Below are 26,870 nucleotides of genomic sequence, written 5' to 3'. Positions count from 1 at the left end.
GACATCCCGAAATCACGCCCGCCCATGCACGAAGGGTCGAAACGCCAGCGTCAGTACCATTGCGGCTGTCGTCGAAGTTCGCAGGCGCGCTTTCGGCGCGTGATCCTGCCAATCCATCAAGTGCAGGCGGCTGCCACTGGAAAGCCGACTATTAGGCGCTTGGCTCGGCGGATTTGAGAGCAACCGTCGCCTCCAGCATCACCGGCGCGTTTCGCGGCAGGCGACTCACGCCGAGCACGGTCCTCGGGTGCCGCCCCGCCGGGCCCAGCGATGCAATGATCCTCTCGGATGCGGCATCGGCCACGGTGGAGATGTCGAAACCGTCATCCCCGACAGCAACATAAACCTGCAAGCGTAGGACGCGGTCGACCTCCTCGTCGGGAAGACGCTCCTGCGCCAGCCAGGCAAGAACCTGTCCTGCCGCAAGACGCGCACTTTCGCAGGCGGTCTCCATGTCGATCGCTTCTCCACACCGGCCTGCCGCATGGATTGTCCGAGGGTCGGTCTTGGGGATCTGACTGGCCAGCAGGATGACACGACCGTGTCGTGCCGCCATGACATATTGGTACTCGGTCCCGATTGGGTCGGGCAGGACGAGGTCTTGACTCATTGGGCAACGCTTTCTTTCATATGCAGGCTGCGACGCTGGAGGCCATAGACACCGGCCAGCAGAACAAGCCCCGTGAGCGAGGTCCATCCGCCCGGGTGCACCATCAGGATCGCCGTGCCGACCAGCCCCGCCCGTCCCACCAGCGACAGCCGCGCGCCGAACAGCCAGCCGATCACGACCGCCGACAGGGCGCCGACAGCCAGGACCGAGCGGCCCAGAGTGTAGAGCAGGTCCAGCGACCCCTCAGGCGTCAGGAGGACGGTGTTCGAGACGAACATGAACGGCACGATGTAGATCGGCAGGCCGATCAGGAAGGCGGTCCAACCCACCCGGCTGGCCTTTTCGCCGGCAATCGGCGCCGCCGCATAGGCGGCCACGGCCAGCGGTGGCGTGATCTGGCCAAGAACGGCGTAATAGAAGACGAACATATGCGCGGCCAGAGGATCGGCCCCCAGTTTCGTCAGGGCGGGCGCGACCAGCGTGGCCTGCACGATGTAGGCCGCGGTCGTCGGCATCCCCATGCCAAAGATGAAGGCCGCGATCATCGCCAGGACCAGCGCCACATCCAGCGACCCGCCGGCAAAGCCGGTGACCACCGAGCTGAACTTGAACCCAAGTCCCGAGATCTGGACGATCCCGACAATGATCCCCGCCGAGGCGCAGGCGACGGCGACCACGGCCGCACCTTCGACACCCAGTCGCACACCGGCGACCAACTGCCGCCAGCCGATAAAGGTTGAGGGTCGCAAATAGGGAACGGCAATCGCTGCCAAGACCCCGAAAAAGGCGCTGTATCCCGGCGAGTACCCCTGCAGCATCAGGGTGACCAGCAGGACGACCGGGATCAGGAAGGTCCAGCCAGAGGCCAGCACGCGACGGGTCGAGCCTGCCTCGGCCTTGGCCAGCGGCTGCAGGTCCAGCTTGAGAGACGCCAGGTGCACGGCCAGCAACAAGGCGACGTAGAACAGCACGGCAGGCAAGAGAGCGGCGGCAACCACTTCGAGATAGGGAATTCCCAGGATCGCAGCCATGAGGAAGGCCGCGGCCCCCATGATCGGCGGCGTTATCTGGCCCCCAGTCGAGGCGATGGCCTCGACCGCGCCTGCAAAGCGACGTGGATACCCCAGCTTGAGCATCATGGGGATCGTCAGAGATCCCGTCGTGGCGACATTGGCCACGGAACTGCCGGACATCATTCCCATGAGGCCACTGGCCACCACGGCGATCTTGGCCGGGCCGCCCCGGGTCTGTCCGGTCATGGCCCGGGTGATGGTGATGAAAAAGTCACCGCCCCCCGCGACTTGAAGAACGGCACCGAACATCACGAAAAGAAAGATGTATTCCGCCGACACGCCAAGGGCCGTGCCGAAGATGCCCTCGAAGCTGAAGTACATCTGGTCGACGAATTCGCTCAGCCCGACGCCGCCATGCGCCAGCGGACGCAGCCAACTCACGAACCTCAACTCTGGCCCGACAAAGGCGTAGGCAATGAAGATCAGGCAGAGCCAGACAATGGCCATGCCAAGGGCGCGCCGCGTCGCTTCGACGACAACAACCAGGGCGCCGAGCGCGACGAACAACTCGACTGGCGTGGCCTCTTGTGTCCAGGGTGGCCGGACCACGATCGACGGTTCGAACAGGACCGCGTAGCCAAGCGAAACCACTGCCAACACACCGAGGATCACATCGACAATGACCCCTGCCCTGTGTCGGGCAGCGGGCATCAGCAGCAGTATCACGATGACCGCCATCAAGGCATGGGCGGCCCGCAATACCAGGTTCGGCGCCAGCCAGAACGGCGAGGCCGCGGCAAGGTGAAATGCAATCATGATCAGGGCCAGGGCGGTGACTGCACCGTTCCTGTAGCCTTTCCCCTGAATCTGCTCTGCCGCGACCTCCGTCATGTGTCAGGCTCCCAGCGACGATTCAGAGTAAGGGATACCCATCTCTTCGAAATAGGCCTTGGCGCCGGGATGCAGCGGGATGATCATGCCGCGGCCCACCGTCTCCTCGGAGATATTGCCAAGCAGCGAATGCACTGCCTTGAAGTCGTCGAGGTTTTCCCAAAGCTGCTTGACGATGGCATAGGCCGTGTCGTCCGGCATGTCCGCAGACGCGAAGAGGATGGTGTTGGTCCCCACCGTATCGGCCGGAACATCCTGCCCTTCGAACAGTCCTGCGGGCAAGGTTACGCGCTCGAACCCGGCGCCGCTGTCCGCCATGAACTTGTCCAGAACCGCCGAGTCGAAGGACAGCGCACGCATCTTGCGCACGGTTTCGTTCTGCATGACCGTCGGATGCGGCCAGAGCGAAAGCCACATCACCGCGTCCAGCTGGCCATTGCGCAGCGCCTCGTGCGACTCGCTCCAGCTGAGCGGGTGCAGCTTGCCACCATCTGCCTCGATATCGTCCGTGGTCATGCCGGCGGCAGCCAGCAGGTTTTCGAAGGCCAGCCACGAGGTCTGTCCCGGCTGGCCGGCGCTGACCTGCTTGCCACGCAGATCGTCGAGCGAGCGGATGTCGCTGTCGGCATCCACCCAGATCTGGATGGCACTCTGCATGATGTTCATCAGCCCGCGTGCGTTTTGCACCGGACGGTCCGGAGTGGCCGGATCGCGGCCTTCCCAGGCGTCCAGGGCATTGTTTGCCGAGGTGATGCCAAGATCCGCCTTGCCATCCCGCACCCGCAGGAGGTTCGGGCCAGAGCCGCCGGGCTGCACATCGATGATCGACGAGGGGAAGACCCGGGACAGGATGTCGGCCACACCTGTGCCGACGATGCCAAACACACCGCCCGAAGGACCGCCCCCGATGGTCAGGAAGTCCGGCGCCTGGGCAACAGACAGTCGCGGCATCGCGGCAACAGGCAGCGCGGCGGCAGCCGTGGCAAGCAATCTGCGGCGGGTGAGTGTGTCGGTCATTTTGGTCTCCATCATCACAAGCACGGCATCGTCCGTGCGGCCGTAGGTATTGGCCACAGGAGACGCGGAGGCGCAGCTTCAATCAATTAAAAACTTATGTCCCGAACTTCAGATTCATTGAAGTCAGTTCGGAATGATCCTCTCTTCGCGCTTCGCGCGGTCGATACCTTCGATCACCGCCTTTTCAAAGGCGCTTGCGACCGGGACCATTTCAGACTGGGCACGGGTCATGATTTCGACGTGTCGGCGTGCTGTCGGATCGGCCAAGGGGACAAAGACCAATCCGGGACCCAGCCCTTCGATCGCGAGACGCGGCAGAACCGTCACACCGACACCTGCCCGGACCATGCCCAGAACAGAAGCCGTGTTGCGGATTCGCAGGTTTGCCGCCTCGTCTATGGCCCGGAAGGCGGCATTTTCGATCACGTCCCCGGAAGCGTTCGAGATGACGGGGACCCTGGCCAGATCCTCCCAGGACAAAGGCGCCGTGGAGGCGGCCAGAGGATGATCGACCGCGCAGATCACGCCGAACGGTTCCGAAAACAGGACGACACGTCTCAGCGCACCGGTCGGGCCCCGGCCGGATCCGATGCCGATGTCGATGCGGCCAAGTTCGACCTCTCGCTGAACGGTGCCGGAATCCATGTCGCGCACCTGGATCACCACGTCCGGCCGATCGTGCACGAAACTTTGCACCACGTCCGGCAGGATCGCCGTCGTCACCGAAGGAACCGCTCCAACCCTGACAATTCCACTGCGGGCCTGCGTCATCTGCACGATGGACTCGATGCATCGGTCGAATTGCGCTGTCCCGGCGCGCGCCTCTGTCAGGACCAATTGTCCCAGCGTCGTGAGGCGGTTCTTGCGGTCGCTTTCGAACAGCGGCGCACCCAGATGATCCGTCAGTTGCTTGAGCGACATGGACACTGCCGATGGCGTGCGCCCCAACCGGTTTGCCGCGTCGTTCAGGTTGCCATGCTCCGCGACGGCGACAAAACAGCGGAGCATTTCGATCTTGATGGCCATAGTGTTTCAACGATTCTTAAGTTGGGTTCAAATATTTGAGTGTGACTGAAGCCACCCTGGCGCGCCATAGTTGCATGACCTTTGCAGACTAGAGAGTTCCATGCCCCAGACTTACCGGATCGACTGCCTCCAATACGCCAATTGGTCTCCGAAAATCTTCGACCAGATGCGCAAAGGCGGTCTGGACGCGGTGCATGTCACAATTGCCTACCACGAGGATTTCCGCGCCACGGCCGCGAATGTCGCGGACTGGAACCTGCGTTTTCAACGGCACAAGGACATGATTTTCAAGGGACGGACCGGGGATGATGTGCGACGGGCCCGGGAAACCGGACGCACCGCGATCTTCCTTGGCCTTCAGACCCCTGCCCCCATCGAGGCCGACATCGGACTTGTCGAGGTCCTCCATGACCTGGGCGTGCGGTTCATGCAGCTCAGCTACAACAACCAGTCACTGCTTGCGACGGGTTGCTACGAAGCCGACGACCCCGGCATCACGCGGATGGGGCGGCAGGTCATCAAGGAAATGAACAGGACCGGGCTGGTGGTGGACATGTCGCATTCCGCCGACCGCTCGACACTGGAGGCGATCGAGATCTCGGACCGGCCCATTGCGATCACCCATGCCAACCCCTCGGCCTGGCACCCCGCCAAGCGCAACAAGTCCGACGATGTGCTGCGCGCGTTGGCGCAAAGCGGCGGCATGCTGGGCTTTTCGCTCTATCCCCATCACCTGAAGGACGGCAGCGACTGCACACTGGAGGACTTCTGCGAGATGGTGGCGCGCACAGCAGACCTGATGGGCCCTGACCGTATCGGATTCGGCAGCGACCTCTGCCAGGATCAACCGGACAGCGTGGTGGAATGGATGCGCGTGGGTCGCTGGACCCGCGAAATGGACTATGGCGAAGGATCGGCCTCTGCCGCCGGCTTCCCGCCGCAACCGGACTGGTTCCGGGACAACCGGGACTTTTCCAACCTTGAATCGGGCCTGCGCCGCGTCGGTTTCTCGGACAAAGACGTGTCCGGTATTATCGGCGGAAACTGGCTCCAGTTCTACGACGAGAGTTTCGGACCTCACACATGAACCACGCATGTCGGTTCATCGGTCCCGAGGATTGGACGGACATGGCATGGCGCAACGGAGGCGGCACCACCTCCGACATCTGCGCGGAGATGCGCGATGGCACCCTGTTCTGGCGACTGAGTACGGCCATCGTCGATCGGGATGGACCGTATTCGGTCTTTCCCGGACTGACGCGGATCAGCACAGTAATCGAAGGCCGAGGCACAAGGATCGCGAAAGCTGGCACGGATGACTGGCACGAGATTGCCCCCCTCGTCCCGACCAGCATCGACGGAACCCGGCCAATCGAAGGGCGCCTGGTGAACGGCCCGGTCCGTTACCTGAACCTGTTCTTTGACCCTGTGCGTCTTGCGGGACGGGTCTCGGTCATTCGGCTGAATGGCAGCGTGAGGTCAGAGAATGCGCCCAGTGCGATTTTCTGTGTCGTAGGAAGATGTGCAATCGCCACATCACCAAGGTTCTCGATCAATGCCAAGACCCTGGCCATGGACATCCCGGCGAGAACGCTCCTCACCGGAGCCGCAACCCTGCTGTCTGTGGTTCTGCACCCCACCTGAACCTTGACCACAGGGCCAATCAGCCCCGTGCAGGATGTTCGCAGCCCGAATGGGGCCGGAACACAAGGTCGGAAGGGATCCCCGCCCCTTCCGACCTTCATTGTCATGGCCATGTACCTGCGGCTTTGTCTGCCAGTGTGCTCGCCAGCACGCGCAGTCCGCCTCCGAACAGCATGTCCAGCGAAAAGGCGATCGGCAGGGCAATCAGGATGCTCGATCCCCAGACATGCAGCCATTTCCAGGAGAGGCCGAACTCCAGCCAACTGAAGACCCCCGATAGCGCCGCGGACATGAACAACGACATGACCAGCGATCCGACGATCCGGTGAAGGCGCTCAGGATTTCGCATGTCAGGCAGCCTCCAGCACGGCGAGGGCCTTTGCCGCGGCGGTCAGCTCGTTCAGGGCGTTCCGCTCCGTGACGCGCCCTGTCGCGGTATCAAACACCTCATGGAAACTGGGCACGGAAACGGCCGCCTTCAGGTCCACACCAAAGAACCGGGCAGAGCCTTTGGCCGAAGCCAGCACGCTGGCCGCGCCACCGGGACCCGGAGAGGTCGAAAGGAAGACGGTGGGCTTGTCCTGGAATACTTTCTGATCGATCCGACTGGCCCAGTCGAAGAGGTTCTTGTAGGCGGCGGAATAGGATCCATTGTGTTCGGCAAAGGAAACAATCACGCCGTCAGCGGTCCCGATCTTGTCGAAGAACGCCTTGGCCGCCGGGGGATGGCCGATCTCTTTCTCCAGATCTTCGCTGAAGATCGGCAGCTCGTACTCTCTCAGATCCAGGACTTCGACCTCGGCCCCCGGGACAAGTGTTGCGGTGAAATGCGCCAGCGCCTTGTTGATGGACTCTCTGGAGTTGCTGGCACCGAATGCGATGATTTTCATGGGTGGTCTCCCGTCTGTATTCAAAGGTTCCACTGTTTGGCCCGGTCGAGGCGGCATCCGCCCTGCGTTTCCAGCACAGGGCAAACACCGCCTCCCCGGACTTGCCGGAATTGGTCAGGGACCTTGGCAAGGGTCTGGCCGACGACATTGTGCTTGAGCTCGGCGACCGAATAGTCGCGGACGCCGGTCATCAGTCCTACCTGGTGATCGACAAGAACAAGCGCGGTGTTGTGCTGCGTCATCGGTTCGGGGTTGGAATAGGTCATTGGAGTTTCCTTTTCTTTGGTAGGATGGATGGGAGTTCTGTTCCGCAGGACGCTGCGGTTCAGTCGATGGAGCCAAGCTTTCCGGCCGCGTGGGCGGCGATCACCGCGTCCAGCTGCTCGGCATCGCTCATGGCGAAAGGCCCCTTTTGAACGAAGGGTTCGCGCAAGGGTGCCCCGCCAAGCAACACGGCCTGGCCGCCTTTGTCGCTCAGCAGGCGGATCTCCTCGGCACCGTGGCTGGCCAGCGCTGTATCGCCGCTCAATCGGTGACGGGTGCCGTCAAGCTCGACCTCGACCTCGCCGCGGATGAGATGCAGCCAGGTGGCCTCTCCGGGATCGGCGCGATGGGTGAAATTACCGCCCGCCGGCAAGACGATATCGAGGATGGTCAGGGGCAAGGCGGGCGGGATGGCCCCGGTGACGCCGTTGCTCTGGCCGGTCATCACCCGCACCCGGTGGCCCGGGCCTTCGATCAGCGGCATCTGTTTGGCGGGCACATGGCGCGCGTCAGGCGCCTCCAGCTTTTGCGCGGCCGGCAGGTTGACGAAGATCTGCAACGCATGTGTCCGCGACCCCGGCGTCGGCGCCTCGTCATGCACCGCCCCTCTGGCCGCCTTCAGCCAGTAGAGATCGCCCGGCGCCAGGTCGATGTCGTTGCCCAGCGAGTCTCGGTTGCGAAAGCTGCCGGTGCTGTCCTCGAACAGCACGCTGACCGCGGACAGCCCGGCATGAGCATGGGGTGCAAATGTTGGCTCGGTCATGGTGAAATGATCGACCATGATCAGCGGATCCATCAGTCCGTCGAGCTGGCGGTGGATGAAGCTGAGTGCCTCGAACCCCGTGCCCCGGGTCATCTTCTCCCCATGCTGAACCGCGGTGATCGCGGTGCCGGGGTCCTTGTCGGGAACTTTGTGTTGCATGGTCATGTTCGCCTCCTTTGCTGAACATGAACCTACAAACGGGACACGGATCCGAAAATCCGTTGATTTCGGAACCCTTCGTTCTGTATTTGGAACGAGAACAACTACGGAGAAGGTCGGGCAATGGATCTCAACCAAGCCTACTACCTTGTGCATGTCGTCGAGAAACAGGGCTTCTCGGCCGCGGCACGGACGCTCGGCATACCCAAGTCACGGATCAGCCGACAGGTTAGGACCCTCGAAGAGGCTCTTGGCACGCGCCTGTTGAACCGGGATTCACGGCACATGTCCCTTACGGAAGCGGGAGAGGCCTATTACCGGCATGCCAGGATGGCGCTGGACTGCATGGCAGCCGCCGAAGCAGCGGTGCGCAAGGACAGGGACGTCCTGGAAGGCGCCGTCACGCTATCCTGTTCGGTCGGTGTCGCGCAGTTTGCGCTTAGCCACATCCTGCCGCGTTTTCTGGCCGAGAATCCGCGCGTCGTTCTGCGGCTCCAGGCCTCGAACGACTATGCCGACATGATCGGCGACGGCATCGACCTCGCCATTCGCGGCCATGTCACGCTGCTGCCGGACTCCGGCCTGATCCAGCGACGTATCACGGATGTCCCCTGGCACCTGTTCGGTGCCCCGGATCTTGCTCACGAGATCGGAACCGGAGCAGCGCCGACGGACTTGCAGGGTCGGCCGGGTCTCGCGCTGGGGTGGCGACCCGGTGGCAATTCGTGGTCGCTGCAAGGACCCGGCGGCAGCACCGCCTCGGTTCCATACGCCGCGCGGATGCGCAGCGATGACATGGTCTCGTTGAAGCAGGCGGCCGCGGCAGGACTCGGCGTGGTGGCCCTGCCGGCCTATGTCTGCGCCGAGGATGTTTCGGCAGGGCGGTTGAGCCGCCTTCTTCCGGACTGGACCGCCGGGTTGCCGGAGATCAGCCTGCTGATGCACGAACGGCGGGGCAACCCGCCACAGGTGGACGCACTCGCCGCCTTTCTGCGCCGCGAATTGCCGGATGCCATGAACGGTACCGGAAGCTGAAAAAGGTGACTTCGACAAGAGCGTCACGAGACCGGGTGCAGACGTCCTCGCGGATGTGGCAAGATGCCGGGAATCCTCACCCCCGTCATGTCTACAGGCAGCGCGGGCAGAGAGCTTGCACCCGTATGGAGAAGGCACATGGCCGATAAATCCCCCCCATCGACAAAGGTGACCTCCAGCCATTGGGGCGCGTTCGAGGTGGACGTGGAGGGCGACCGGATCGTCGCGACCAGAGGGTTTGCCAAGGATCCGCACCCCTCGCGCATCCCCGACATTCTCCCGTCGGCTGTCCATCACAAGACCCGCGTCACGCGCCCCTCGATCCGGCGCGGCTGGTTGGCGGCGCGGGAACGTGGCGGACGGGGGGAACAGGAGTTTGTCGAACTGCCCTGGGACGAAGCGCTGGACATCGCGGCAGCAGAGATCGACCGCGTGCGCCACCACCACGGCAACGAGGCAATTTTCGGTGGCTCCTACGGGTGGGGATCGGCCGGTCGCTTTCACCATGCCCAAAGCCAGGTCCACAGGTTCCTGAATTGCATCGGAGGGTATGTCGCCTCCTTTGGCAGCTACTCGACCGGATGTGCACAATCCATCATGCCGCATGTGCTGGGCGTGAACTTCCTTCAGTTGCTTTACGAGCACCAGGACGGATGGCAGACGATCCACGACAACACCGAGACCCTGGTGATGTTCGGCGGCATCAACCCGAAGAATTCGCAGGTCAGCATGGGCGGCATCACCGAGCACGAGACTGCCGGCTGGTTCGATCGCATTGCGGCCAAGGGCACGCGATGCATCAACATTGGTCCGCAACGCACAGACGCGCCCGATGGCAGTGAATGGATGCCCCTCCGGCCCGGATCTGATACCGCATTGATGCTGGCGCTGGCCTATGTGCTCGAGGAAGAAGGACTGGTCGATCGCGGCTTTCTGGCAAGCCACACGGTTGGTTACAACAGGTTCCGGCCCTACCTGTTGGGCGAAACTGACAGCGTGCCCAAGACGCCTGACTGGGCGTCGCCCCTGTGTGGCGTGGGCGCCGACACGATCCGCGCGCTCGCGCGCCGCATGGCCTCGACCCGGACGCTGATCACCGTGGCCTGGTCGCTGCAGCGCGCCGAACATGGCGAGCAGCCCTACTGGATGTCGGTTGTCCTTGCGGCGATGCTTGGCCAGATCGGCCTGCCGGGCGGTGGCGTCGGATATGGCTACGGAGCGATCGGCGGCGTGGGCAAATCGCTCGTTGGGCTGCGCGGCATGACCTTCCCGCAACTGTCGAACCCGGTCGAGGAAACGATCCCGGTGGCGCGTATCGGCGACATGCTCCGCAATCCCGGGCGCCCCTACGAGTTCAACGGCCAACGCAGGACATACCCCGATGTCCGGCTGATCTACTGGGCGGGAGGCAATCCCTACCATCATCACCAGGATCTCAACGCCTTGCACGAGGCATGGCAGCGGCCCGAGACGATCATCGTCAACGATCCGTGGTGGACGGCGACCGCCAAGCGCGCCGACATCGTCTTTCCCGCCACGACCCCCTACGAACGTGAGGATATCGGTCGCACCAACTTGGACGACTACCTGTTTCATATGCCCCGGCTGATCCCGCCCGTGGGTCAGGCCCGCGACGACTACGACATCTTCAGCGGCCTCGCGGAACGCTGTGGCGTGGGTGACCAGTTCACCGAAGGTCGCAGTGCCGAAGAATGGATCGAAAAGCTCTACGCGGGATACCGGGAAGCGGCGGCGCATGTCGGTATCGACGTGCCCGAACTGGATACCCTGCGAGAGCGCAACTGGATAAAGCTGCCAATCAAAGCCGAAGGACCGAACCGCACGTTCTTTGCGCCTTTCCGCGAAGACCCCGAGGCGTTCCGTCTGGGCACTCCGTCCGGGCGGATCGAGATATTCTCGGACACCATAGACAGCTTCGGCTACGACGATTGCCCCGGCCATCCGGTCTGGTTGCCGCCGTCGGAATGGCTGGGCAGCGCCACCGCGGCGACGCCCCTGCACCTGGTTTCTCCCCAGCCGGGCGACAAGCTTCACAGCCAGCTTGAGTCCGCGCTTGCCGATGTCGAGGGAGCACGGCCCGAGACCCTCGTCATCCATCCCGACGACGCAGCGACTCGCGAAATCAGCACCGGCGACCTGCTGCGGGTCTACAACGCGCGGGGCGCCTGCCGCGCCCGGGCGTCGGTATCGCGCGACATCAATCCGGGCGTCGTGGCCCTGCCGACAGGGGCATGGTTCGGCGACCCGGGCGGCAACATCGACCCCGATGGCAACCCCAATGTCCTGACCTTGGACAAGGGCACCTCTCGGCTTGGCCAGGGATGCAGCGCCCATACCGCCCTGGTGCAGGTTGCGCGGCTTTGAACAGGCCAAAGCGCATGGCGTTCTCCACCTGCGAGTCGGCCCCGGCTGTGGCCATTTTGTTCGTCTCGGACTGAGAGCAGGCCCCCGCGCGATCAACGCCGCCGGGAAAATACACCTTGGAACAGAATAGAGAGAGGGGCCGGCATGACCGGTCCTCTCCCTCCCCGGCCTAGGATCGCGCGCGACGGCCCGTCCCAATGCCAGTTGCGCTGGCCACTTCGTCCGGCGCGGTTTCCAGCGACAAGGCGATCTGACGGTCGGTTGCCTTGGCGATCAGCCCAGGGTCGTGACTGACCAGCAGCACCGCAATCCCCTTGGTCCTTGCAAGATCGGTCAAGAGGCGCATGACCTGCTGTTGCGTCAGGGGATCGAGGCGAGAGGTCGGCTCGTCTGCGAAGAGCAACACCGGGTCCAGCAACAGCGCGCGAACGATGGACAGGCGTTGCAGCTCACCGCCCGAGACCGCATCGGGGCGGCGATCCAGCAGGGCGGGTTCAAGCCGCAGCTTTTCCAGCAAGGGGGGCAGCCGGTCGGCAGGGATCCGGTGCAAGGACATGAGATCTTTCAGCGCCCTGCCAAGCGAGAGCTTGGGCGCAAAGGCCGCCGGAGGGTCCTGCCACAGCTTCTGAAACCTCTCGCGCGCCAGGCCGGCTCCGCGCAGGACAGTGCCCGCCGCCGGCGCCGTGATGCCAAGCAACGTGTCCCCAAGCGACGATTTCCCGACGCCGGACGGGCCACAGAGACCGACGACTTCGCCGGCACGCAGCGACAGGTCCATCCCGTCGATCAATCGGCGTCCGCCGCGCGCCACCGACAGCCCCCGTGCCGTCAGAACAGGCGCACCGGCTTGTGCCGCGGGTTTGTCCGGCCAGTTGCGCGGCTGGGCCGCGACAAGTTCGGCGGTGTAGGACTCCGAGGGGCACCGCAGCACCTGTGCGGCCGGGCCGCGTTCCACGAGGCGCCCGTTGCGCAACACCAGGATCTCGCCGCCAAGCGCCTCGGCCAGGTCAAGGTCATGGGTGATCGTCAGCAGCGCCCCGCCATCCCGCGTCACGCTTTTCAACCGCCGGGCAACCTCGTCCCGGCGGGCGATGTCGAGACCCTTGGTCGGTTCATCGGCCACGACGATCCTTGCGCCACCGGCCCGCGCGGCGGCAATGGCCAGGCGCTGCGCCATGCCGCCCGACAGTTCAAAGGGGTAGCGGTCTGCCGCCTCGTCAAGGTCCAGCGCCGCCAGATCCGCCTGCGCCGCAGCCTCGGGGTTCGCCTGTCCGGTGACGAGGGCATGGACCTCTGCCACCTGCTGCCGCGCCCGCATCAGGGGATCGAGCGCGCGCCAGGGTTCCTGTGGCAGGACGGAAATCACCTTGCCCCAGAGACCGGCCAGCGCCTGCGGATCGTCGAGGGCCACGTCCTGCCCGGCAATGCGCAGCCCTCCCGAGGCGCTCAGGTCTTTGGACAAGGTGCCCAGGATCGCCTGCGCAAACAGGCTTTTGCCCGATCCCGTTTCCCCGATCAGGGTCACGCATTGCCCCGGTTCGATCGCCAGCGAGATCGGTGCAACCATTGTCCCCTGCCCCGAGGTGACGGTCAGGGTCTCTGCATGCAGCACTGTCATGCTTTTGCTCCTCCGGCGATCAGGGTCAGGGCCAGCAAGGTGGCCAGGGTCGCAATCACAGGCTGCAGCAACGCCCAGGGCGCCTCGCGCCAGTAGGGCAGCAGTTCGACCATCATCAACCCCAGTTCAGGGGTCGGCGCACGGACGCCGACTGAGACGAAGCCAAGCGCGGCAATGCCCATGACGACGGCGGCAAAGGTCAGCGCCAAGGTCGCGCGCAGGACCGGGGCCAGTTCGGGCCAGAGATGCGTGCGGAAGATGTAAAGCGGACCAAAGCCCAACAGTTGCGCCGCCTCGACCGCGGGCGAGGCGATCTGCGACCGGATCGTGGCACGGGTCAGGCGAAAGATCTCGACCCATAGCGTTGCCGACAGACCTGCCCAGAACGCCAGCGGCTGGTTCGGCAGGATCAGCCCCGCGATCAGCACGATCAGAAGCGCCGGCAAGGCCACTACGGAATCCGCGAAGAGCACCAACGCCCTGTCGATCCAGCCTCCGCGCCAGCTTGCCAGAGCACCAAGAGCGACACCGATCAGCGCCGTCGTGACCAGCGTCACCAGCGCAATCGACAAGGACAGCCGCAGCGCCGCAGCCATCCGCGCCGACATGGACCGCCCCAGGTGGTCGTAGCCCAGCCATCCGTCCGCCGAAGGTGGCTGTAGCGATTTCATCAGGCTCTGGCTGACCGGATCCGCACCGCTGATCAGGGGCAGACCAAAGGCAAAGCTCAGAACGGCAGCAAAAATAACCGTCCCCGCAAGGCGCCCCGTCATCGCGTCGCCTCCCTTGGGTCCAGCAGCCGTGCGGCGACATCGGCCAATGCATTGACCAGGACAAATGCCAGCCCCATGACCAACGCAGTGCCCTGCACCATCGGAACGTCGCGGTGAAACACCGCGTGCACAAGCGCGTGTCCGATCCCCGGCCAGCCAAAGATCGTCTCGACCACGACAACGCCTTCCATCAGGGCGACGAATTGCGCGGCGATCAGCGTCAGCACCGGAACGGCGACATGGCGCAGGCCGTGGCGTCGGACCACCTGGGGCTCGGTCATGCCTTTCCAGCGGGCAAACCGCCACCAGTCAGAGCCACGCGCCTGAACCACCGCCTCGCGGGTGATCCGCGTGGTATTTGCCGCCAGTCCCAGCGCAAGCGTCAGTCCTGGCAGGATCATGTGGCGCAACTCTCCGTGTCCGGCGGCGGGCAAGAGACCCATGCCGATGGAAACCGCGACGATCAACACCAGGCCCAGCAGGAATTGCGGCGTCGCCTTGAAGACCGAGGCCATCAATACCGTGGCCCGGTCCAGGACACTGCCGGGGCGCAGGCCGGCGAGCAGGCCCAGGGGCGGGCCGATCACCAGCGACAGGACAATCGCGATCCCCGCAAGTTGTGCCGTGGCCCCCAACTGATGCGCGATCTCGGCACTGACGGCCTCTCCGGTCACAAGCGACCGGCCCAGATCGCCGCGGAACAGGCCCGCGATCCAATCGAAGAAGGCCGACAGGTCCGAAGGATCGCCGATCTGCGCCCGCACCAGTTCGGCGTTTTCAGCGGTGACATTGTCATAGCCGAACCGGGCCGCGGCGATGCGAAAGATCATGTCTCCGGGCAAGGCGCTCATCATCAGGAAACTCAGGACACCGACAAGGATGGCCACCATCCACGCCTGGGCCAGACGCCAGCCCAAAGGCCTTGCAAGTGTCGCGATCATTGCGACCAACCGACTTGCGACAGGCCAAGGGTCCGCTCGAACGGATCGACCACCACGCCGGTCACCTTGTCCGAGACGGTCATGGTCAACTGGTACCAGGCAATCGGCAAGACCGGCAGTTCGGCATGCAGCGTCGCGACCAGTTTATCACGCGTCCCTTCGTCTGCCGAACCGGCGGCAAGCGCCTTGACCCCTGCGGTAAATGCCTCGTTCGACCAGCCCATCGCGCCCCAGTCGCCGCCCGGCGCATAGTCCTGCAACAGCGTTCCGACCGGATCGGGCACCAAGGCGAAGTTGCGCGCGAAAAGGGCCGTCGACAGGGAACCATCCCCATGTTTCGCCGGGATTTCCGAGAAGTTTGTGGAGTTGATCACAGGCCGGGCGCCGATCGCGGCGAACTGCTGTTCCAGGACGGCGGCGACAAGCGGCAGTTCGGGGCGGTCGGGATAGGTCAGGATCTCGATTTCCATTCGCTTGCCGTCCCTTTGCAGGATGCCGTCGGCATCCGGGGTCCAACCGGCCTCGGCCAGGACCGTCCTTGCGGCCTCGGGGTCATAGGCCAGCGGGGGCAGTTCAGGATCATGCCAATCGGCCATGCCCGGCGGAAACATCTGCGTGGCCCCTTCGGGGAACCGCAGCACCGCGCGGGCAATGCCGGCCCGGTCGATCGCCAGGCTCAGACCCTTGCGTGTTTCCACGTCAAAGACAGCGCCATTGACCTTCAGCATCAGAACCCGCGGGATCGGAACAGAGATCACGGACAGGCCATCGGCACGGTTCAGCCGGGTGACAGAGGCCGGATCAAGTGTCAGCGTGATGTCGGCATCCCCGCTTTCGGCCATCAGGGCCCGGGTCTCGGACCGGCTGATCCCGTGGTAGACCGCATCGGCGATCACCGGCGCCTGCCCCCAGTAATCGGCAAAGGCCGCCACCGCCATCTTGTTCGGCGGGGCATAGTCCGTTACGCGATAAGGCCCGGTTCCGATGGCGCTGGTCACGCTGCCATCCTCGGCGATCGCGGCGGGCGCGATGATGGCCGAACGGTACTCGGCCAGCATGGACGGCAGCATTGCAAAGGGTTCGCTCAACGTGATCTGAACGGTCATGTCGTCGAGCGGCGCGATTTCCTGGATCGGCGCCTTGGCAAGCAAGCCGCCATTGCCACGCGACCGTTCCAGCGACTGCGCGACCGCCGCCGCATCCATCTTGCTGCCGTCATGAAAGGACACCCCGTCCCGCAGGACAAAGCGCCAGGACAGCCCATCCTCGGCCACGGTCCAGGACGTCGCCAAACCGGGCAACAGCGCCCCGGTGGCATCGGCATCCACCAGTGTTTCGGTCACGTCCATCTTGATGAGAATATTGCCCGATTGCACCGGATCCGGCCCTTTCAGTTCAAAGGGTGCGACCACGTCGAGCACCCCTTCGGTCGCAAGGGCGGGCAAGGCGGCGCCGGACATGAACAAGGCAAGGGAGAGAGTTCGGAACATTGACGTCTCCTGATGATTGACTGAGGTCCCGGGGATGTCGACACCGCAAGACCCGGAGCTGGCGAAGGGCAAAGGCGTCAGCTTGCCGCCTCGCTGATTGCGGCTTTTAATACGTTATAACATCACACATACAAGCCCAAATTCACGGCGACCGGTTCTTCCAGTGTAATGCAGTCCCTGCCGGGGAACGCGTGCCGGAGTAGCGCAGGGAAGGGCCTCGCCGCTGACACGAACCGCCTCCAACAAAGGCCCGCCGGATCGAAGGCCAAGGGACCGGCACCTCGGCGGAGAGACGCTGCGGAATCGAGGACCCGACCATCCGGCCCTGAAAGACACGCACCAACATGGAGTGAGTCGCCCGCACCAATAAGGGCCATTTCCATTGGCACGAAGGCAGTTCGGCGCGGAAACGACATGCATCCGGATAGGACTGATCTGGCGGATCGCTTCGTCCTCCGTCAAGTAAGGGACCGAGTCAGGCAGCAGTGGACTGTTTCATGATCAAGGACTTTTCGTTTTCGGCACTCAACATGGGCGTGTTGGCTGCCTTCGTCGGCTACGCGGCCTCTTTTGCGATCGTTCTGGCCGGGCTGACGGCGATGGGCGCCTCGGACACCCAGGCGGCCACGGGCCTGTTCTTTGCCACCATCGGCATGGGGATCTGCAGCATCTGGTTGCCGATTGTCACCCGCACCCCCGCCGCCGTGGCATGGTCGACGCCCGGGGCCGCATTCCTGGCCGCCACGACCATGCTCGCCGGAGGCTTCGGCGAGGCGGTGGGCGCCCTGATCATCTGCGCCGCGCTGATCGTGCTGACAGGTATCGTTCCCAGCCTGGGCCGCGCTGTCGCCGCGATCCCCAAGCCGATCGCGAGCGCGCTGCTGGCCGGGGTTCTCCTGAAACTCTGCCTTGCCCCCGCGCTTGCGATCGGGAACATGCCTCTTCTGGTCCTGCCGATCGTCGTGGCCTGGGTCGCGGGCCTGGCCTGGAACCGCATGGCCGCGATGCCCCTGGCTGTGGTCGTCTTCGTTCTGGTACTCTTGCTGTCGGTCGACCCATCGGCGCGTCCCGACGCAGCGCCTGTCAGCTGGGGTCCCGTCCTCGATATCGTTCCGCCCAGCTTCTCTCTGCAATCGGCGATCTCGGTGGCCTTGCCGCTCTATCTGATCACGATGGCCGGGCAGAACATTCCGGGGTTCGCGGTGCTCGAGCTGAACGGCTATGGCGTCAATCGCCCCTTCCTGCTGCGGAGCACCGGCATCGTCAGCCTGCTCATCGCCCCCTTCGGCGCGATCCCGGTCAACATGTCCGCGATCACCGCCTCGATGATGGCCGGAGAGGACGCCGGACACGACCCGGCGGGTCGGTACTGGTCCGCCATCGTCTCGGGCGTCTGCTATGTCGCCCTTGCCTTTGCCGCGACAGCGATCACCGCGCTGGCCAGCCTGGCCCCGACAGAGGTCATCACGGCCGTTGCCGGGCTGGCGCTGATCCCGGCCTTTGTCGCCGCGACAACCGCCGCGTTTGCCCGCGCGGACCAGCTGGAGGCCCCTGCCCTGACCTTCCTGATCGCCGGAAGCGGGATGTCCCTGCTGGGGATCAGCGGCGCGTTCTGGGGTGTTCTTGCGGGCGTGGCAATCTGGGGCCTGAAGGCGCTGGTCAATCGGGAACAGACCACCCGAGAGTGATCGCTTGATCCCCAGGCATCAACGGCTTGATCGAAGATGGCGCCGGCGGCTGCTTCTCATGCCTCGATCTCGCGGCAGCAAGCCAGCGCAACGGCGGTCGGCGCGCAGACGCCACCGGCTGCCTTCAGATTGCGCGGTGATCACTCTGGCGTATCGAAGGTCAAGCGATTGTCGAAAGGCCGGAAGAAAACCCGCCGGCTTGGGTCTGGCGACTGTCGGAGCTTTGTCAGGTTCCGCGACACGCAAGTTTCCGGAACACTGCGCACTGGTAGGACCGCCGGACCGCGCTTGGTTAGTTCTTTACACGCGGTTGCAATCACCCCTAGTGTTTCAACCAATTGTAATCAAAATCGGAAACAGGAAGACATCTCATGGCAGACCCATTTCTCGGACAGGTCACGATTTTCGCGGGGAACTTCGCGCCGCGCGGATGGGCATTCTGCGACGGGCAGTTGCTGCCGATCAGCCAGTACAGCGCGCTTTTCTCCCTCTTGGGAACCATCTACGGCGGTGACGGCCGGACGACATTCGCCCTGCCCGACCTGCGTGGCCGGATGCCGATCGGGCCGCGTCAGGGGGCCGGGCTTTCCTTCTATCGCGAGGGAGAGAGAGGCGGCGCCGAGAGTCGGACGCTGACCATCAACAACTTGCCCTCGCACAACCACACGGCCACGGCCCAGATGCGCGCCGAGAGCCGCAACGGATCGCTTCCAGATCCGTCCGGCAACATCCTCGCCGCAGGCTCGAACATCTTCCGACCGAATTCGCCGGTCGAAGACGTCACCATGGATCCCGCCGCCGTGGCGGTCGAAGTGCAGAACACCGGCGGCCAGCAGTCCTTTGACATCATGAACCCCTATCTCGCGATCAACTACATCATCGCGCTGCAGGGCATCTTCCCGTCGCGTAGCTGATACCCGGCCGGACCAGAAAGGAGAACGCCATGAGTGTTCTGTTGACAGTGTCGCGCCGGGCCGTGCTTGCGGGCAAGGCCGCGCTTGCGGGGCTGGCTGCCCTGCCGGGGGCGGCGCTTGCACGCGGGGACGCAGCCGCGCCCGACGCCTTGCATGGCGGACCGGCAGAACGGGCCGCCGACGCGCTGCGCCCACCGCGCTGGCACGACGCCACCGCCGAGGAGCTGAGGCCGCTGGTCGGTGACAGGTTCCGGGTCTCGACGCCCCGGCATGGAGACATGGTGCTGCGGCTCAAGGCGGTCGAAGCCGGTCATTCGGGAATGGATCGCCCCGCCCACCTGCCCCGCCGCGAAAGCGTGACCGCGATCTTCGACAGTCCCGACAGCGCCCCCCTGGTGGCCGATGGTGACGGGCTGCATCGGGTCTGGCATCCGCGTATGGGCGCGGCCGACCTCTACATGACCGCCGTGCCGCGCCGCTCGGGCGGTGCCGACATCGAGATCGTGCTGAACTGAGCGTGGTTTCGCAACGTCCGGGATTGCGCCCGGTCCGCGAGGCGGACCGGGCCTTTCTCATCAGCCTCTACAGGGAAACACGCGACGACCTCGCCGCCCTGCCCTTGCCGCCCGCGGCATTGACCCAGATGCTGGTAATGCAGTTCGACGCACAGGCACAATCCTACGAACGGGGCTTTCCCGGTCACCACTGGGACATCATTTTGCACCGCGATACACCCGTCGGACAAATTCGGGTTCTGCGCGGCACGGACGAATTCGTCGCCATCGACCTGTCGCTGTTGGCCGCGTCCCGTGGCCGGGGCATCGGCAGCCACCTCTTGCGCAACCTCCAGCAAGAGGCCCGAACCGCTGGCCTGCCGCTGAAATTGAGCGTCGAACACAGAAACACCCGCGCCCGAGCGCTGTACGACAGGTTGGGCTTTGTTGCGGTCAAAGACCTCGGGGCGCACCTCGCGATGTGCTGGCCTTCCACGGCCAGGCCCTAGCTGAAGCTGATCTGATAGCGCGTCTCGTCTCCGACCTGCGCGAAGGGAGACAGGAACAGGGCCGTCTCTCCGAGCCCCGGCAGCGACATCGGCCAAGTTCCCTGCTCGAGGATCGGCGACAACGGCCCGACAAGGGTCAGCGTGAACGGCGCGCGCATTCCCTCTTCGGGGGCATCTCCCGTGGATTGGACACGCGTGATGCGCAGCGGCAGCGGACCTTCGGAGGTGGTCACGGTAATCGGCTCTCCGATCAGCGGCTCGAAACTCTCGGGCGACAGCGTGGCAATGTCCATTCGGCACAGACTCCGGGCAACAGGCGACTTCGTCACCGTTCTTGCAACCTTATGGGGGCTTTTCAAGTGATGTGGGACCGCATATGACTCAACTGACAGGTATTCTAGAAACTCTTGAAAATTTGGCGCGAAACAAAGGGCGGAAATCATGGCGGAATTCGAATTCGACTTCGGGGCGACAGGGGCCGCTACGGGCGCAACCGCATCGCTCAACCTGACCGACGAAGGCGTGAATTTCACACTCAGCACCTCGGGCAACGGGGCAGACACGAGTATCATCCAATTTCCGAACCTGGGCGCGGACGGTTACATCTCGCTTACCGGGAACAACCTTGCACAGCCCTTTACCCTTGATGTGACTGCCGGGAATCCCAGCGGCTCGTTCTTCGCGGGCAACGGCTTGCAGTTGGAAATCGGGACCTTCGTGCTTGGCAACTGGGATGTCACCTTTGTCGCCTCGAACGCCGCCGATAATGCGCAGTTCACCAATGTGACCACAGGGCAGGTCATCGATCTTGGCTCCACGTCCACCGTCTTTAACGAGATCCGGTTTACCCCGAACTCTGCTGGGGGCATCCTGACCATCGATCGGCTGGACGCCACGCTGCTGTGCTTCCTCGAGGGGACAAAAATCGCCACGCCCGAGGGCGAAAAGGCGGTCGAGGAGCTGCAGGCCGGGGACGTGGTGCGGACCGCCGATGGTGGCACCACCACCGTGGAATGGCTGGGCCGTCAGCCCATCGATACGACCCTGTCGAACCCGGCAAAGACAAACCCGATCCGAATCCGCGCCGGTGCGCTGGCCGACAATGTGCCCGCGCGCGACCTGCTGGTCTCTCCCGACCACGCCATCGGCATCGACGGCTACCTCGTGAATGCCTCTGCCCTGATCAACGGCACAACCGTGACACGCGAAGCGCGTATGCCGAGCGAGGGTTTCACCTATTTCCACGTCGAGACCGGCACCCATGAACTCCTGCTGGCCGAGGGCTGCGCCGCGGAAACCTATGTCGATTTCATCGGTCGCGACGGGTTCGCCAACGGTGCGGAACGCCTTGCTGCGCCGGCGATCCCGGAAATGGCCGCCCCCCGGATCTCTGCCGCGCGTCACCTGCCACCGGCGATCCGCGAAACGCTGGCACAGCGCGCCGAGGCGCTTGGCCTCACCGTTCGCGCCGCCTGATCGGCCCACTTTTTCGACGTGCATGAAACAGGCGGCCCGCGGAGTGACATCCCGGGCCGTCTTGCCCTTTTCCGCCCCCCAACAGGAATGCCAGCCATGACAGCGACCACCGCGCCGACCGACGCCGCCGCCCTGGAGGCCGTCAACGAGGAAATCGCCCGCATCACCCGCCACCAGAACGCCGGCCGGTTCAATGAGGCGGGCGAGGCATTGGAGCGCCTGTTGGAACAATACCCCGGCCACCCGAGACTGACGCATCTCAAAGGGTTGAACCTGGCCCGCAGCGGCGATGCCGAAGCGGGGATGAAGCTGCTGGAAGACGTGGTCGCCCATCAGCCCGATGACGCGGCGGTGCTGGTCGATCTCGGCACCTTGCTGGCACAGTCGGGTCGCATGGAAGAGGCTCGCGCGCATTTCGAAACCGCCGCCGAGGCGGCACCGAACTACGCCCTGGCCCATGCCAACCTGGGGGCGGCGCTGGTGATGGCGCAGGAATACGCCCGGGCCATTCCGCGGTTGGAACGCGCCATCGCGCTGGATGGCTCGGTCCTGGATCTGCACCTGAACCTGGCCCAGGCCCATGTGCGCACCGGCAATTTCCAGCAGTCGGTGGATGCTCTGTTCCGCGCGCTTTCGGTGGATCCGCAATCGGTTGCGGTGCATGTCAACCTTGCCCATGCATTGTATCGCCGCGAACGCCACGAAGCCGCCGAACATCATGCCCGCCGGGCCATTGAACTGGCGCCGAAGGCCGGGGAGGCCTGGCTGCACCTTGGCAATATCCTTGCCGCCGCGGGCCGCATGGACGAGGCCGCCGATGCGCTCCTGACCGCCGCTCGAATGCCGGGCATGGCGCTTTCGGCGCTGGCGCGGCTGGTGACCCTGCGCAAGACCCGGGCCGACAGCCCGGAATGGCAGGGGTTGCAGCAACTGGCCAACCGGGTGGACACCTTGCCGGACGAGGCAGGTGCCACGCTGGAATTCGCGCTTGGCAAGGGCTGCGATGACCTGGGCGACCATGACAGGGCCTTTGGCCACTACGCCGAAGCCAACCGACTGAGCCGCAAGCTGTATCCCTATGACCGGCAGGCCAATACAGAGCGTGCCGAACGCATGCGCGCGCTGGTCACGCCCGCGCTTTTGCAGCGCCACGAGACGGCCGGGCTCGCGGGCGTCGAACCGATCTTCGTTTGCGGAATGCCGCGCTCGGGCACCACGCTGATGGAGCAGATGCTCTCACGTCACCCAGAGGTACAGGCCGGCGGGGAACTGCCGGCCGCGCTGCGGGCCTTTCATGCCAGCCCACGCATGCGTGCGGTGATGGAAGAACGCGCGCCGGACGACAGCCTGCAGGACGACGATTTCACCAAGCTGGGCGAAGAATACCAGGCTTTCCTGCATCGCGAAGGCCTGCGCAGTGCCCGCGTGACCGACAAGATGCCGGGCAACCAGCTCTATATCGGATTGCTGGCGCTGGCGCTGCCAAAGGCGAACTTCCTGGTGATGCGGCGGCATCCGCTGGATTGCCTTCTGTCGAACTGGGTGCAGAACTTTGGCCGGAACCAGCCGGGATCGACTGACCTGGCGGACCTGGCCGAGGCCTATCGCCAGTTCGACCTGAACACGAAACACTGGACCACCTTGTTGCCCGACCGCGTCCGCGAAGTGCCCTACGAGGCGCTGGTGGCCGATCCCGAGGGAATGGCGCGCGACGTGCTGGGCTTTCTCGGGCTGAATTGGTCGCCCGACGTGCTGGATCACACGGCCTCGTCGCGGCAGGTCAACACGGCCTCGGTGGCGCAGGTCCGCGAGCCGGTCTATGGCACCTCCGTCGCCCGCTGGCGCCGCTACGGAGCACACCTGCGCCCCTTGGCAGAGGCTCTGGGGGATATCCTGACAGAGGAAGAACGGATCGCCTGCGGTCTTTGAGCGGATGGTCTGCGTCGACCTATCGAGTTCGGTCGATCCTGTCATTTCCCGCCCCCGAGGCCAGCGCATGAATGCCTCCCACAGACGTTGGTGACGGCGTCCGGCGCGGCATCGGATGTGTAATTCCCTCTGCCGGGCAGACTGTCGGCCGCCCACATGCGCCAGGAAAGCTCAACGCCCTTCGCAGCGCGGACAAGGCGCCTTGGCGACCCTCGGTATCGCGCCATACCGGGGCCAGCATCGCCTTGACGCTGCCAAGATCCGACAATGGCGCTAACGGCAGAGGAGAGTCACCTAACAGATCAATCCGGAACATCTACGACAGGTACTGGCCGCGCGGCCCGACCTCTTGCGTCTGGGCGCGCTGTTCCGGGAAACCGTCCTGATGGAGGTGGGCCGGGTGAATATTGCCTGACATTCGCCAAGGGCCAGTTCCCCCGGACCCAGCGCCAAGACCCTTGGCGGTTTGACCAGCGCATCGATGCCGTTTTCCAGCCGCACCCGAACCAGCACGAATTCCCGCGTTGAGAACCCAGCCTCGGAAAACCTGTCTTTGCACAGGGCAAGGATCTCGCAGATCGCCCTCTCGCGGAGCAGGTCACCCCCCCGCGGCAAGAGAGTCGCCGATCTGGGCAATGGATTGCGCAATGTCAGAATCCTTCTATCGGTAAGAAGACGTCGCACCTTAGGGCGCCCGCGTTGCGAAGGATCATTCGGCCGCAACCGCCATTTCAGACGCCGCAGGTTTCAGGCGGAAAACGAACTGCATGACGAGGTCTGTGTCAGCGCCACCTGGGCCGGGGTCATGTCGCCGATTAGGCTTTCCTTCAATGCGAACCCCGCATCAATGTCGTGGTGTTCGGTCTGGCCGTCGTAAATCTGGCTGATGAATGGCTGGTGGTCGTCTTTCGAGATCCTGAAATGGATCTGACCGGTCCGCATCGGGTGATGCCCATGCAACAGAGCAACCCACCGGCAGCGCCTTCGCTCGGGTTGCCGGCCACGTCGACGATGCGGCCGGAGACGCGCTTCGTCTTCTGGTCTCCGAGTGTGGGTTTATGCGTGTCCGTCCTGCCTTTGCGTGTGTTGTTCAGTGTCCTGCTCACCAGAACGCCCCGGTCGCGGGTGCTGGAGTCGCCTTCGCCAGCCGCACCGGACTTTGGCGGACAGGAATTCCTTGAAAACATCCATGAAGGCGCGAGAGGCCGTGTCCTCGACGCCCTCGGTGACATCGGGCCGCCCCATGCGATTGACAACGACGATCCCCGCCAGCCGCCGCACCAGCGGCGCCGCCTCTACCAGCTCCTGCCCCGCGAAATGGACGACGATATGCCAGCCCAACCGCGCAATCTTGGCCGCGATCCATTCAAAGACCTCCTGCGGCGTCGCATCGACAATGGCGGCGTTGTCCGCGTCGTGGCCACTGCCCTTCACGTTCACGTTGCGCGCAAAGCCAAGGTGGTCGCGCGGGCCGAACTGCTGGTCCTTGTGTGCATCCACCGCCCCGTCGGGCAGATGGTGGTCCGGTCGCTACGGCGACGGGCGAACGGGCAGATGGCCCGGTGTCATCTCGCTCATGCCTCGGCCTCCTTGGGAAAGATAATTCCATCCATCAACTTGCGCGCGGTCCGCAGCACCTCGGCGCGCGTCACCTCACCACCCTTCAGATGACCAACCACCGTCATCTCGCCGGTCGGGTGTTCCACCGACAGCGCCTTTGGATTGCCCGCTGGCAAGACAGCCAGATAATGGCCCACGGCGCCCTCGGTCAGGCAGGCGGTGGCCACGCTGACGGCCCCCAGCACCCCGATCGCCTTGTGACAGCGGTGCGGGATGAAGCTGCGCGTGGCAATCGCACCACCCGCGCGCGGCGCGCTGACGATGGTCATCTTGGGCACCGATTTCTCTGCCACGTCACCGAGATTCATCAGCGGTCCCGCCGCAAGTCGGATCGCCTCCAGGCGGGCACGCAGGGTTCCATCCGTCTCAAGCACCTCCGGCGCCTCGTCGCCCGCGATGCCAAGGTCCGGCGCCCGCAGCACGACACAGGGCATGCCGTTGTCGATCAGTGTCACCTCGACACCGTCGATGACGTCCGCCACCCGACCACTGGGGAACAGCGCACCGCAACTGGATCCGGCAGTATCACGAAAGGCAATCGGCACCGGCGCCGCCGTCCGCGGAACCCCGTCGATCCGCGCGTCACCGGAATAGACGACACGCCCGCCCGGAGTCGCCACGCGCGCCACCGCCACCTGGCCGCTGTTCTCCATCCAGATCGTCACCGGGGTTTCCTCGCCGCGTATCGGCACCAGCCCGCGCTCGATGGCGAAAGGTCCGACACCGGCCAGGATATTGCCGCAGTTCTGCGCATCCGTGACCAGCGCCCGATCCACGAAGACCTGCAGAAACAGGTAGTCCACGTCGATCCCGTCACGGGCCGAAGGCGCCACCACCGCGACCTTCGAAGTCAGCGGATCGGCCCCGCCCATCCCGTCGATCTGGCGCGGATCGGGCGAACCCATGACCCCGAGCAGAACAGCGTCGCGCGTCGGCACGTCCCGGGGCAGGTCCGAGGCCAGGAAGTACCCGCCCTTCGACGTGCCGCCGCGCATCCACATGACCGGCAGCCCTTCAGACATATTTCAGCCCCTTTTCGGCCAGCCGCCCACGCATGTCGTAGATATCCAGCCCCAGCTCGCCCGAGGCCAACCGCTGCCGCTTGGCTTCTTCGGCATCCAACCGCGCCTGCGCCTTTTCCGTGACCGCCGACGCCTCCACGCGCGGCACCACGCAGACCCCATCGTCATCGGCCACCACGACGTCGCCGGGATTGACCAACGCACCGGCACAGACCACCGGCACGTTCACGCTGCCCGGGGTCTCCTTCACCGTGCCCTGCGCAGAGACCGCCGTGGACCAGACGTGAAATCCCATCGCCCGCAGGTCGCGCGTGTCCCGAACGCCGGCATCGATCACCAGCGCCCGGCAGCCCCGCGCCATCGCGCTTGTCGCCAGGAGGTCGCCGAAATACCCCATGTCGCAGGGGGCCGTGGGCGCCAGCACCAGAACGTCGCCCTCCCGCAACTGCTCGATCGCCACATGCACCATCCAGTTGTCTCCCGGCGGCGCGCTGATCGTCACCGCCGACCCGGCGATCCCCACGTCCTGCTGGATAGGCCGCATGGCCGAGGACATCAGCCCACGCCGCCCCATCGCCTCGTGCACCGTGGCGACACCAGCGGCCCCCAGCTTCGCGGTCAGCGCCGCCTCTGCCCGGACCACGTTCTGCACAACGACACCCATGACGCGCGCCTCCCTGTTTCTTCTCTCTAAAAATA

General features: G+C 64.5%; 27 protein-coding genes. 10 read left to right on the top strand and 17 right to left on the bottom strand.

Features of this window, described 5'->3' with window-relative positions:
- Nucleotides 1-151: 151 nt before the first annotated feature.
- The 4 genes from RBB42_RS00835 to RBB42_RS00820 all read right to left on the bottom strand — a co-directional run bounded on the left by RBB42_RS00835 (nt 152) and on the right by RBB42_RS00820 (nt 4,557).
- Nucleotides 152-610 carry a RidA family protein gene (locus tag RBB42_RS00835; protein WP_305968694.1) on the bottom strand — a complete coding sequence of 153 codons (459 nt, stop codon included), beginning with the start codon at nt 608-610 and terminating at the stop codon, nt 152-154.
- A complete protein-coding gene (locus tag RBB42_RS00830) occupies nt 607-2,514 on the bottom strand; it encodes a TRAP transporter permease (RefSeq protein WP_305968693.1) in 1,908 nt (635 codons plus the stop codon). Before RBB42_RS00830 ends, RBB42_RS00835 begins: the two co-directional genes overlap by 4 nt.
- 3 nt (nt 2,515-2,517) lie before the next feature.
- On the bottom strand, nt 2,518-3,531 hold the full coding sequence (locus tag RBB42_RS00825; protein WP_305968692.1) for a TAXI family TRAP transporter solute-binding subunit: 1,014 nt from the start codon (nt 3,529-3,531) through the stop codon (nt 2,518-2,520).
- A gap of 123 nt (nt 3,532-3,654) precedes the next feature.
- Nucleotides 3,655-4,557 carry a LysR family transcriptional regulator gene (locus RBB42_RS00820; RefSeq protein ID WP_305968691.1) on the bottom strand — a complete coding sequence of 301 codons (903 nt, stop codon included), beginning with the start codon at nt 4,555-4,557 and terminating at the stop codon, nt 3,655-3,657.
- A gap of 100 nt (nt 4,558-4,657) precedes the next feature.
- On the opposite strand from RBB42_RS00820, the gene RBB42_RS00815 reads away from it, so the two are divergent.
- Together RBB42_RS00815 and RBB42_RS00810 are read left to right on the top strand one after the other, a co-directional pair.
- Nucleotides 4,658-5,644, top strand: coding sequence for a membrane dipeptidase (locus RBB42_RS00815; RefSeq protein ID WP_305968690.1), 987 nt, complete (start codon nt 4,658-4,660; stop codon nt 5,642-5,644).
- Nucleotides 5,641-6,201, top strand: coding sequence for a HutD/Ves family protein (locus RBB42_RS00810; protein WP_305968689.1), 561 nt, complete (start codon nt 5,641-5,643; stop codon nt 6,199-6,201). The genes RBB42_RS00815 and RBB42_RS00810 overlap by 4 nt, the downstream gene beginning before the upstream one ends.
- Before the next feature lie 103 nt (nt 6,202-6,304).
- On the opposite strand, the gene RBB42_RS00805 is transcribed toward RBB42_RS00810, so the two are convergent.
- Genes RBB42_RS00805 through RBB42_RS00790 form a run of 4 tightly spaced genes read right to left on the bottom strand, consistent with a single transcriptional unit; the run spans nt 6,305 to nt 8,283 of the window.
- Nucleotides 6,305-6,550 (bottom strand): DUF2798 domain-containing protein, encoded by a 246-nt coding sequence (locus RBB42_RS00805; protein ID WP_305968688.1) that lies wholly within the window; start codon nt 6,548-6,550, stop codon nt 6,305-6,307.
- Nucleotide 6,551: 1 nt separating this feature from the next.
- Entirely contained in the window at nt 6,552-7,091 is a 540-nt protein-coding gene (locus RBB42_RS00800; protein WP_305968687.1) for an NADPH-dependent FMN reductase, read from the bottom strand.
- 20 nt (nt 7,092-7,111) lie between these two features.
- Entirely contained in the window at nt 7,112-7,357 is a 246-nt protein-coding gene (locus tag RBB42_RS00795; protein WP_305968686.1) for a hypothetical protein, read from the bottom strand.
- 59 nt (nt 7,358-7,416) lie between these two features.
- Nucleotides 7,417-8,283: a pirin family protein gene (locus tag RBB42_RS00790; protein WP_305968685.1), complete on the bottom strand. Its 867-nt coding sequence runs from the start codon at nt 8,281-8,283 to the stop codon at nt 7,417-7,419.
- 117 nt (nt 8,284-8,400) lie between these two features.
- Here RBB42_RS00790 and RBB42_RS00785 point away from each other — a divergent pair, with 117 nt between their 5' ends.
- Together RBB42_RS00785 and RBB42_RS00780 are read left to right on the top strand one after the other, a co-directional pair.
- Entirely contained in the window at nt 8,401-9,312 is a 912-nt protein-coding gene (locus RBB42_RS00785) for a LysR substrate-binding domain-containing protein (protein WP_305968684.1), read from the top strand.
- A 138-nt stretch (nt 9,313-9,450) separates the two neighbouring features.
- A complete protein-coding gene (locus tag RBB42_RS00780; RefSeq protein ID WP_305968683.1) occupies nt 9,451-11,697 on the top strand; it encodes a molybdopterin-dependent oxidoreductase in 2,247 nt (748 codons plus the stop codon).
- 169 nt (nt 11,698-11,866) lie between these two features.
- On the opposite strand, the gene RBB42_RS00775 is transcribed toward RBB42_RS00780, so the two are convergent.
- Genes RBB42_RS00775 through RBB42_RS00760 form a run of 4 tightly spaced genes read right to left on the bottom strand, consistent with a single transcriptional unit; the run spans nt 11,867 to nt 16,519 of the window.
- The gene (locus tag RBB42_RS00775) at nt 11,867-13,315 is read right to left on the bottom strand and encodes an ABC transporter ATP-binding protein (protein ID WP_305968682.1); all 1,449 of its coding nucleotides are present in this window, start codon (nt 13,313-13,315) and stop codon (nt 11,867-11,869) included.
- On the bottom strand, nt 13,312-14,088 hold the full coding sequence (locus RBB42_RS00770; RefSeq protein ID WP_305968681.1) for an ABC transporter permease: 777 nt from the start codon (nt 14,086-14,088) through the stop codon (nt 13,312-13,314). Before RBB42_RS00770 ends, RBB42_RS00775 begins: the two co-directional genes overlap by 4 nt.
- Entirely contained in the window at nt 14,085-15,029 is a 945-nt protein-coding gene (locus RBB42_RS00765) for an ABC transporter permease (protein WP_306043581.1), read from the bottom strand. The genes RBB42_RS00770 and RBB42_RS00765 overlap by 4 nt, the downstream gene beginning before the upstream one ends.
- Nucleotides 15,026-16,519, bottom strand: a complete 1,494-nt coding sequence (locus RBB42_RS00760; protein WP_305968679.1) for an ABC transporter substrate-binding protein — start codon at nt 16,517-16,519, stop codon at nt 15,026-15,028. The genes RBB42_RS00765 and RBB42_RS00760 overlap by 4 nt, the downstream gene beginning before the upstream one ends.
- A gap of 497 nt (nt 16,520-17,016) precedes the next feature.
- Between RBB42_RS00760 and RBB42_RS00755 the strand changes: the two genes are divergently transcribed.
- The 4 genes from RBB42_RS00755 (at nt 17,017) to RBB42_RS00740 (ending at nt 20,124) form a co-directional block, all read left to right on the top strand.
- The gene (locus RBB42_RS00755; RefSeq protein WP_305968678.1) at nt 17,017-18,207 is read left to right on the top strand and encodes a benzoate/H(+) symporter BenE family transporter; all 1,191 of its coding nucleotides are present in this window, start codon (nt 17,017-17,019) and stop codon (nt 18,205-18,207) included.
- Between the two features lie 371 nt (nt 18,208-18,578).
- Nucleotides 18,579-19,121 carry a phage tail protein gene (locus RBB42_RS00750; RefSeq protein WP_305968677.1) on the top strand — a complete coding sequence of 181 codons (543 nt, stop codon included), beginning with the start codon at nt 18,579-18,581 and terminating at the stop codon, nt 19,119-19,121.
- Between the two features lie 29 nt (nt 19,122-19,150).
- The gene (locus tag RBB42_RS00745; protein WP_305968676.1) at nt 19,151-19,636 is read left to right on the top strand and encodes a DUF6916 family protein; all 486 of its coding nucleotides are present in this window, start codon (nt 19,151-19,153) and stop codon (nt 19,634-19,636) included.
- Between the two features lie 23 nt (nt 19,637-19,659).
- Nucleotides 19,660-20,124 (top strand): GNAT family N-acetyltransferase, encoded by a 465-nt coding sequence (locus RBB42_RS00740; protein ID WP_306043580.1) that lies wholly within the window; start codon nt 19,660-19,662, stop codon nt 20,122-20,124.
- Here the strand turns inward: RBB42_RS00740 and RBB42_RS00735 are convergent.
- Nucleotides 20,121-20,417, bottom strand: a complete 297-nt coding sequence (locus RBB42_RS00735; RefSeq protein ID WP_305968674.1) for a DUF6916 family protein — start codon at nt 20,415-20,417, stop codon at nt 20,121-20,123. The genes RBB42_RS00740 and RBB42_RS00735 overlap by 4 nt on opposite strands.
- Nucleotides 20,418-20,565: 148 nt before the next feature.
- Between RBB42_RS00735 and RBB42_RS00730 the strand changes: the two genes are divergently transcribed.
- Together RBB42_RS00730 and RBB42_RS00725 are read left to right on the top strand one after the other, a co-directional pair.
- Nucleotides 20,566-21,600: a Hint domain-containing protein gene (locus RBB42_RS00730; protein WP_305968673.1), complete on the top strand. Its 1,035-nt coding sequence runs from the start codon at nt 20,566-20,568 to the stop codon at nt 21,598-21,600.
- Nucleotides 21,601-21,696: 96 nt separating this feature from the next.
- The gene (locus tag RBB42_RS00725) at nt 21,697-23,529 is read left to right on the top strand and encodes a tetratricopeptide repeat-containing sulfotransferase family protein (RefSeq protein WP_305968672.1); all 1,833 of its coding nucleotides are present in this window, start codon (nt 21,697-21,699) and stop codon (nt 23,527-23,529) included.
- Between the two features lie 747 nt (nt 23,530-24,276).
- Here RBB42_RS00725 and RBB42_RS00720 read toward each other — a convergent pair.
- The 4 genes from RBB42_RS00720 to RBB42_RS00705 form a co-directional block, all read right to left on the bottom strand.
- Nucleotides 24,277-24,471 carry a hypothetical protein gene (locus RBB42_RS00720; protein ID WP_305968671.1) on the bottom strand — a complete coding sequence of 65 codons (195 nt, stop codon included), beginning with the start codon at nt 24,469-24,471 and terminating at the stop codon, nt 24,277-24,279.
- A 114-nt stretch (nt 24,472-24,585) separates the two neighbouring features.
- The gene (locus RBB42_RS00715) at nt 24,586-25,029 is read right to left on the bottom strand and encodes an amidohydrolase family protein (RefSeq protein WP_305968670.1); all 444 of its coding nucleotides are present in this window, start codon (nt 25,027-25,029) and stop codon (nt 24,586-24,588) included.
- Nucleotides 25,030-25,103: 74 nt separating this feature from the next.
- On the bottom strand, nt 25,104-26,171 hold the full coding sequence (locus RBB42_RS00710) for a 4-oxalomesaconate tautomerase (RefSeq protein ID WP_305968669.1): 1,068 nt from the start codon (nt 26,169-26,171) through the stop codon (nt 25,104-25,106).
- On the bottom strand, nt 26,164-26,835 hold the full coding sequence (locus RBB42_RS00705; RefSeq protein WP_305968668.1) for a 4-carboxy-4-hydroxy-2-oxoadipate aldolase/oxaloacetate decarboxylase: 672 nt from the start codon (nt 26,833-26,835) through the stop codon (nt 26,164-26,166). Before RBB42_RS00705 ends, RBB42_RS00710 begins: the two co-directional genes overlap by 8 nt.
- Nucleotides 26,836-26,870 lie beyond the last annotated feature (35 nt).

The organism is Mameliella sp. MMSF_3455, assembly GCF_030733205.1.
Classification (GTDB): Bacteria; Pseudomonadota; Alphaproteobacteria; order Rhodobacterales; family Rhodobacteraceae; genus Antarctobacter.
The sequence above is the reverse complement of the archived record's forward strand: the minus strand, read 5'-3'. Positions and strand labels throughout refer to the sequence as shown.

Excerpts from the sequence above, each read along its gene's own strand:
- RBB42_RS00770 (WP_305968681.1), bottom strand. The coding sequence starts at position 14,088 with ATGACGGGGCGCCTTGCGGGGACGGTTATTTTTGCTGCCGTTCTGAGC.
- RBB42_RS00765 (WP_306043581.1), bottom strand. The coding sequence starts at position 15,029 with ATGATCGCGACACTTGCAAGGCCTTTGGGCTGGCGTCTGGCCCAGGCG.
- RBB42_RS00805 (WP_305968688.1), bottom strand. The coding sequence starts at position 6,550 with ATGCGAAATCCTGAGCGCCTTCACCGGATCGTCGGATCGCTGGTCATG.
- RBB42_RS00785 (WP_305968684.1), top strand. The coding sequence starts at position 8,401 with ATGGATCTCAACCAAGCCTACTACCTTGTGCATGTCGTCGAGAAACAG.
- RBB42_RS00835 (WP_305968694.1), bottom strand. The coding sequence starts at position 610 with ATGAGTCAAGACCTCGTCCTGCCCGACCCAATCGGGACCGAGTACCAA.
- RBB42_RS00735 (WP_305968674.1), bottom strand. The coding sequence starts at position 20,417 with ATGGACATTGCCACGCTGTCGCCCGAGAGTTTCGAGCCGCTGATCGGA.
- RBB42_RS00820 (WP_305968691.1), bottom strand. The coding sequence starts at position 4,557 with ATGGCCATCAAGATCGAAATGCTCCGCTGTTTTGTCGCCGTCGCGGAG.
- RBB42_RS00810 (WP_305968689.1), top strand. The coding sequence starts at position 5,641 with ATGAACCACGCATGTCGGTTCATCGGTCCCGAGGATTGGACGGACATG.
- RBB42_RS00830 (WP_305968693.1), bottom strand. The coding sequence starts at position 2,514 with ATGACGGAGGTCGCGGCAGAGCAGATTCAGGGGAAAGGCTACAGGAAC.
- RBB42_RS00710 (WP_305968669.1), bottom strand. The coding sequence starts at position 26,171 with ATGTCTGAAGGGCTGCCGGTCATGTGGATGCGCGGCGGCACGTCGAAG.
- RBB42_RS00825 (WP_305968692.1), bottom strand. The coding sequence starts at position 3,531 with ATGACCGACACACTCACCCGCCGCAGATTGCTTGCCACGGCTGCCGCC.
- RBB42_RS00720 (WP_305968671.1), bottom strand. The coding sequence starts at position 24,471 with ATGCGGACCGGTCAGATCCATTTCAGGATCTCGAAAGACGACCACCAG.
- RBB42_RS00755 (WP_305968678.1), top strand. The coding sequence starts at position 17,017 with ATGATCAAGGACTTTTCGTTTTCGGCACTCAACATGGGCGTGTTGGCT.
- RBB42_RS00775 (WP_305968682.1), bottom strand. The coding sequence starts at position 13,315 with ATGACAGTGCTGCATGCAGAGACCCTGACCGTCACCTCGGGGCAGGGG.
- RBB42_RS00745 (WP_305968676.1), top strand. The coding sequence starts at position 19,151 with ATGAGTGTTCTGTTGACAGTGTCGCGCCGGGCCGTGCTTGCGGGCAAG.
- RBB42_RS00730 (WP_305968673.1), top strand. The coding sequence starts at position 20,566 with ATGGCGGAATTCGAATTCGACTTCGGGGCGACAGGGGCCGCTACGGGC.
- RBB42_RS00795 (WP_305968686.1), bottom strand. The coding sequence starts at position 7,357 with ATGACCTATTCCAACCCCGAACCGATGACGCAGCACAACACCGCGCTT.
- RBB42_RS00790 (WP_305968685.1), bottom strand. The coding sequence starts at position 8,283 with ATGACCATGCAACACAAAGTTCCCGACAAGGACCCCGGCACCGCGATC.
- RBB42_RS00780 (WP_305968683.1), top strand. The coding sequence starts at position 9,451 with ATGGCCGATAAATCCCCCCCATCGACAAAGGTGACCTCCAGCCATTGG.
- RBB42_RS00800 (WP_305968687.1), bottom strand. The coding sequence starts at position 7,091 with ATGAAAATCATCGCATTCGGTGCCAGCAACTCCAGAGAGTCCATCAAC.
- RBB42_RS00750 (WP_305968677.1), top strand. The coding sequence starts at position 18,579 with ATGGCAGACCCATTTCTCGGACAGGTCACGATTTTCGCGGGGAACTTC.
- RBB42_RS00815 (WP_305968690.1), top strand. The coding sequence starts at position 4,658 with ATGCCCCAGACTTACCGGATCGACTGCCTCCAATACGCCAATTGGTCT.
- RBB42_RS00705 (WP_305968668.1), bottom strand. The coding sequence starts at position 26,835 with ATGGGTGTCGTTGTGCAGAACGTGGTCCGGGCAGAGGCGGCGCTGACC.
- RBB42_RS00760 (WP_305968679.1), bottom strand. The coding sequence starts at position 16,519 with ATGTTCCGAACTCTCTCCCTTGCCTTGTTCATGTCCGGCGCCGCCTTG.
- RBB42_RS00725 (WP_305968672.1), top strand. The coding sequence starts at position 21,697 with ATGACAGCGACCACCGCGCCGACCGACGCCGCCGCCCTGGAGGCCGTC.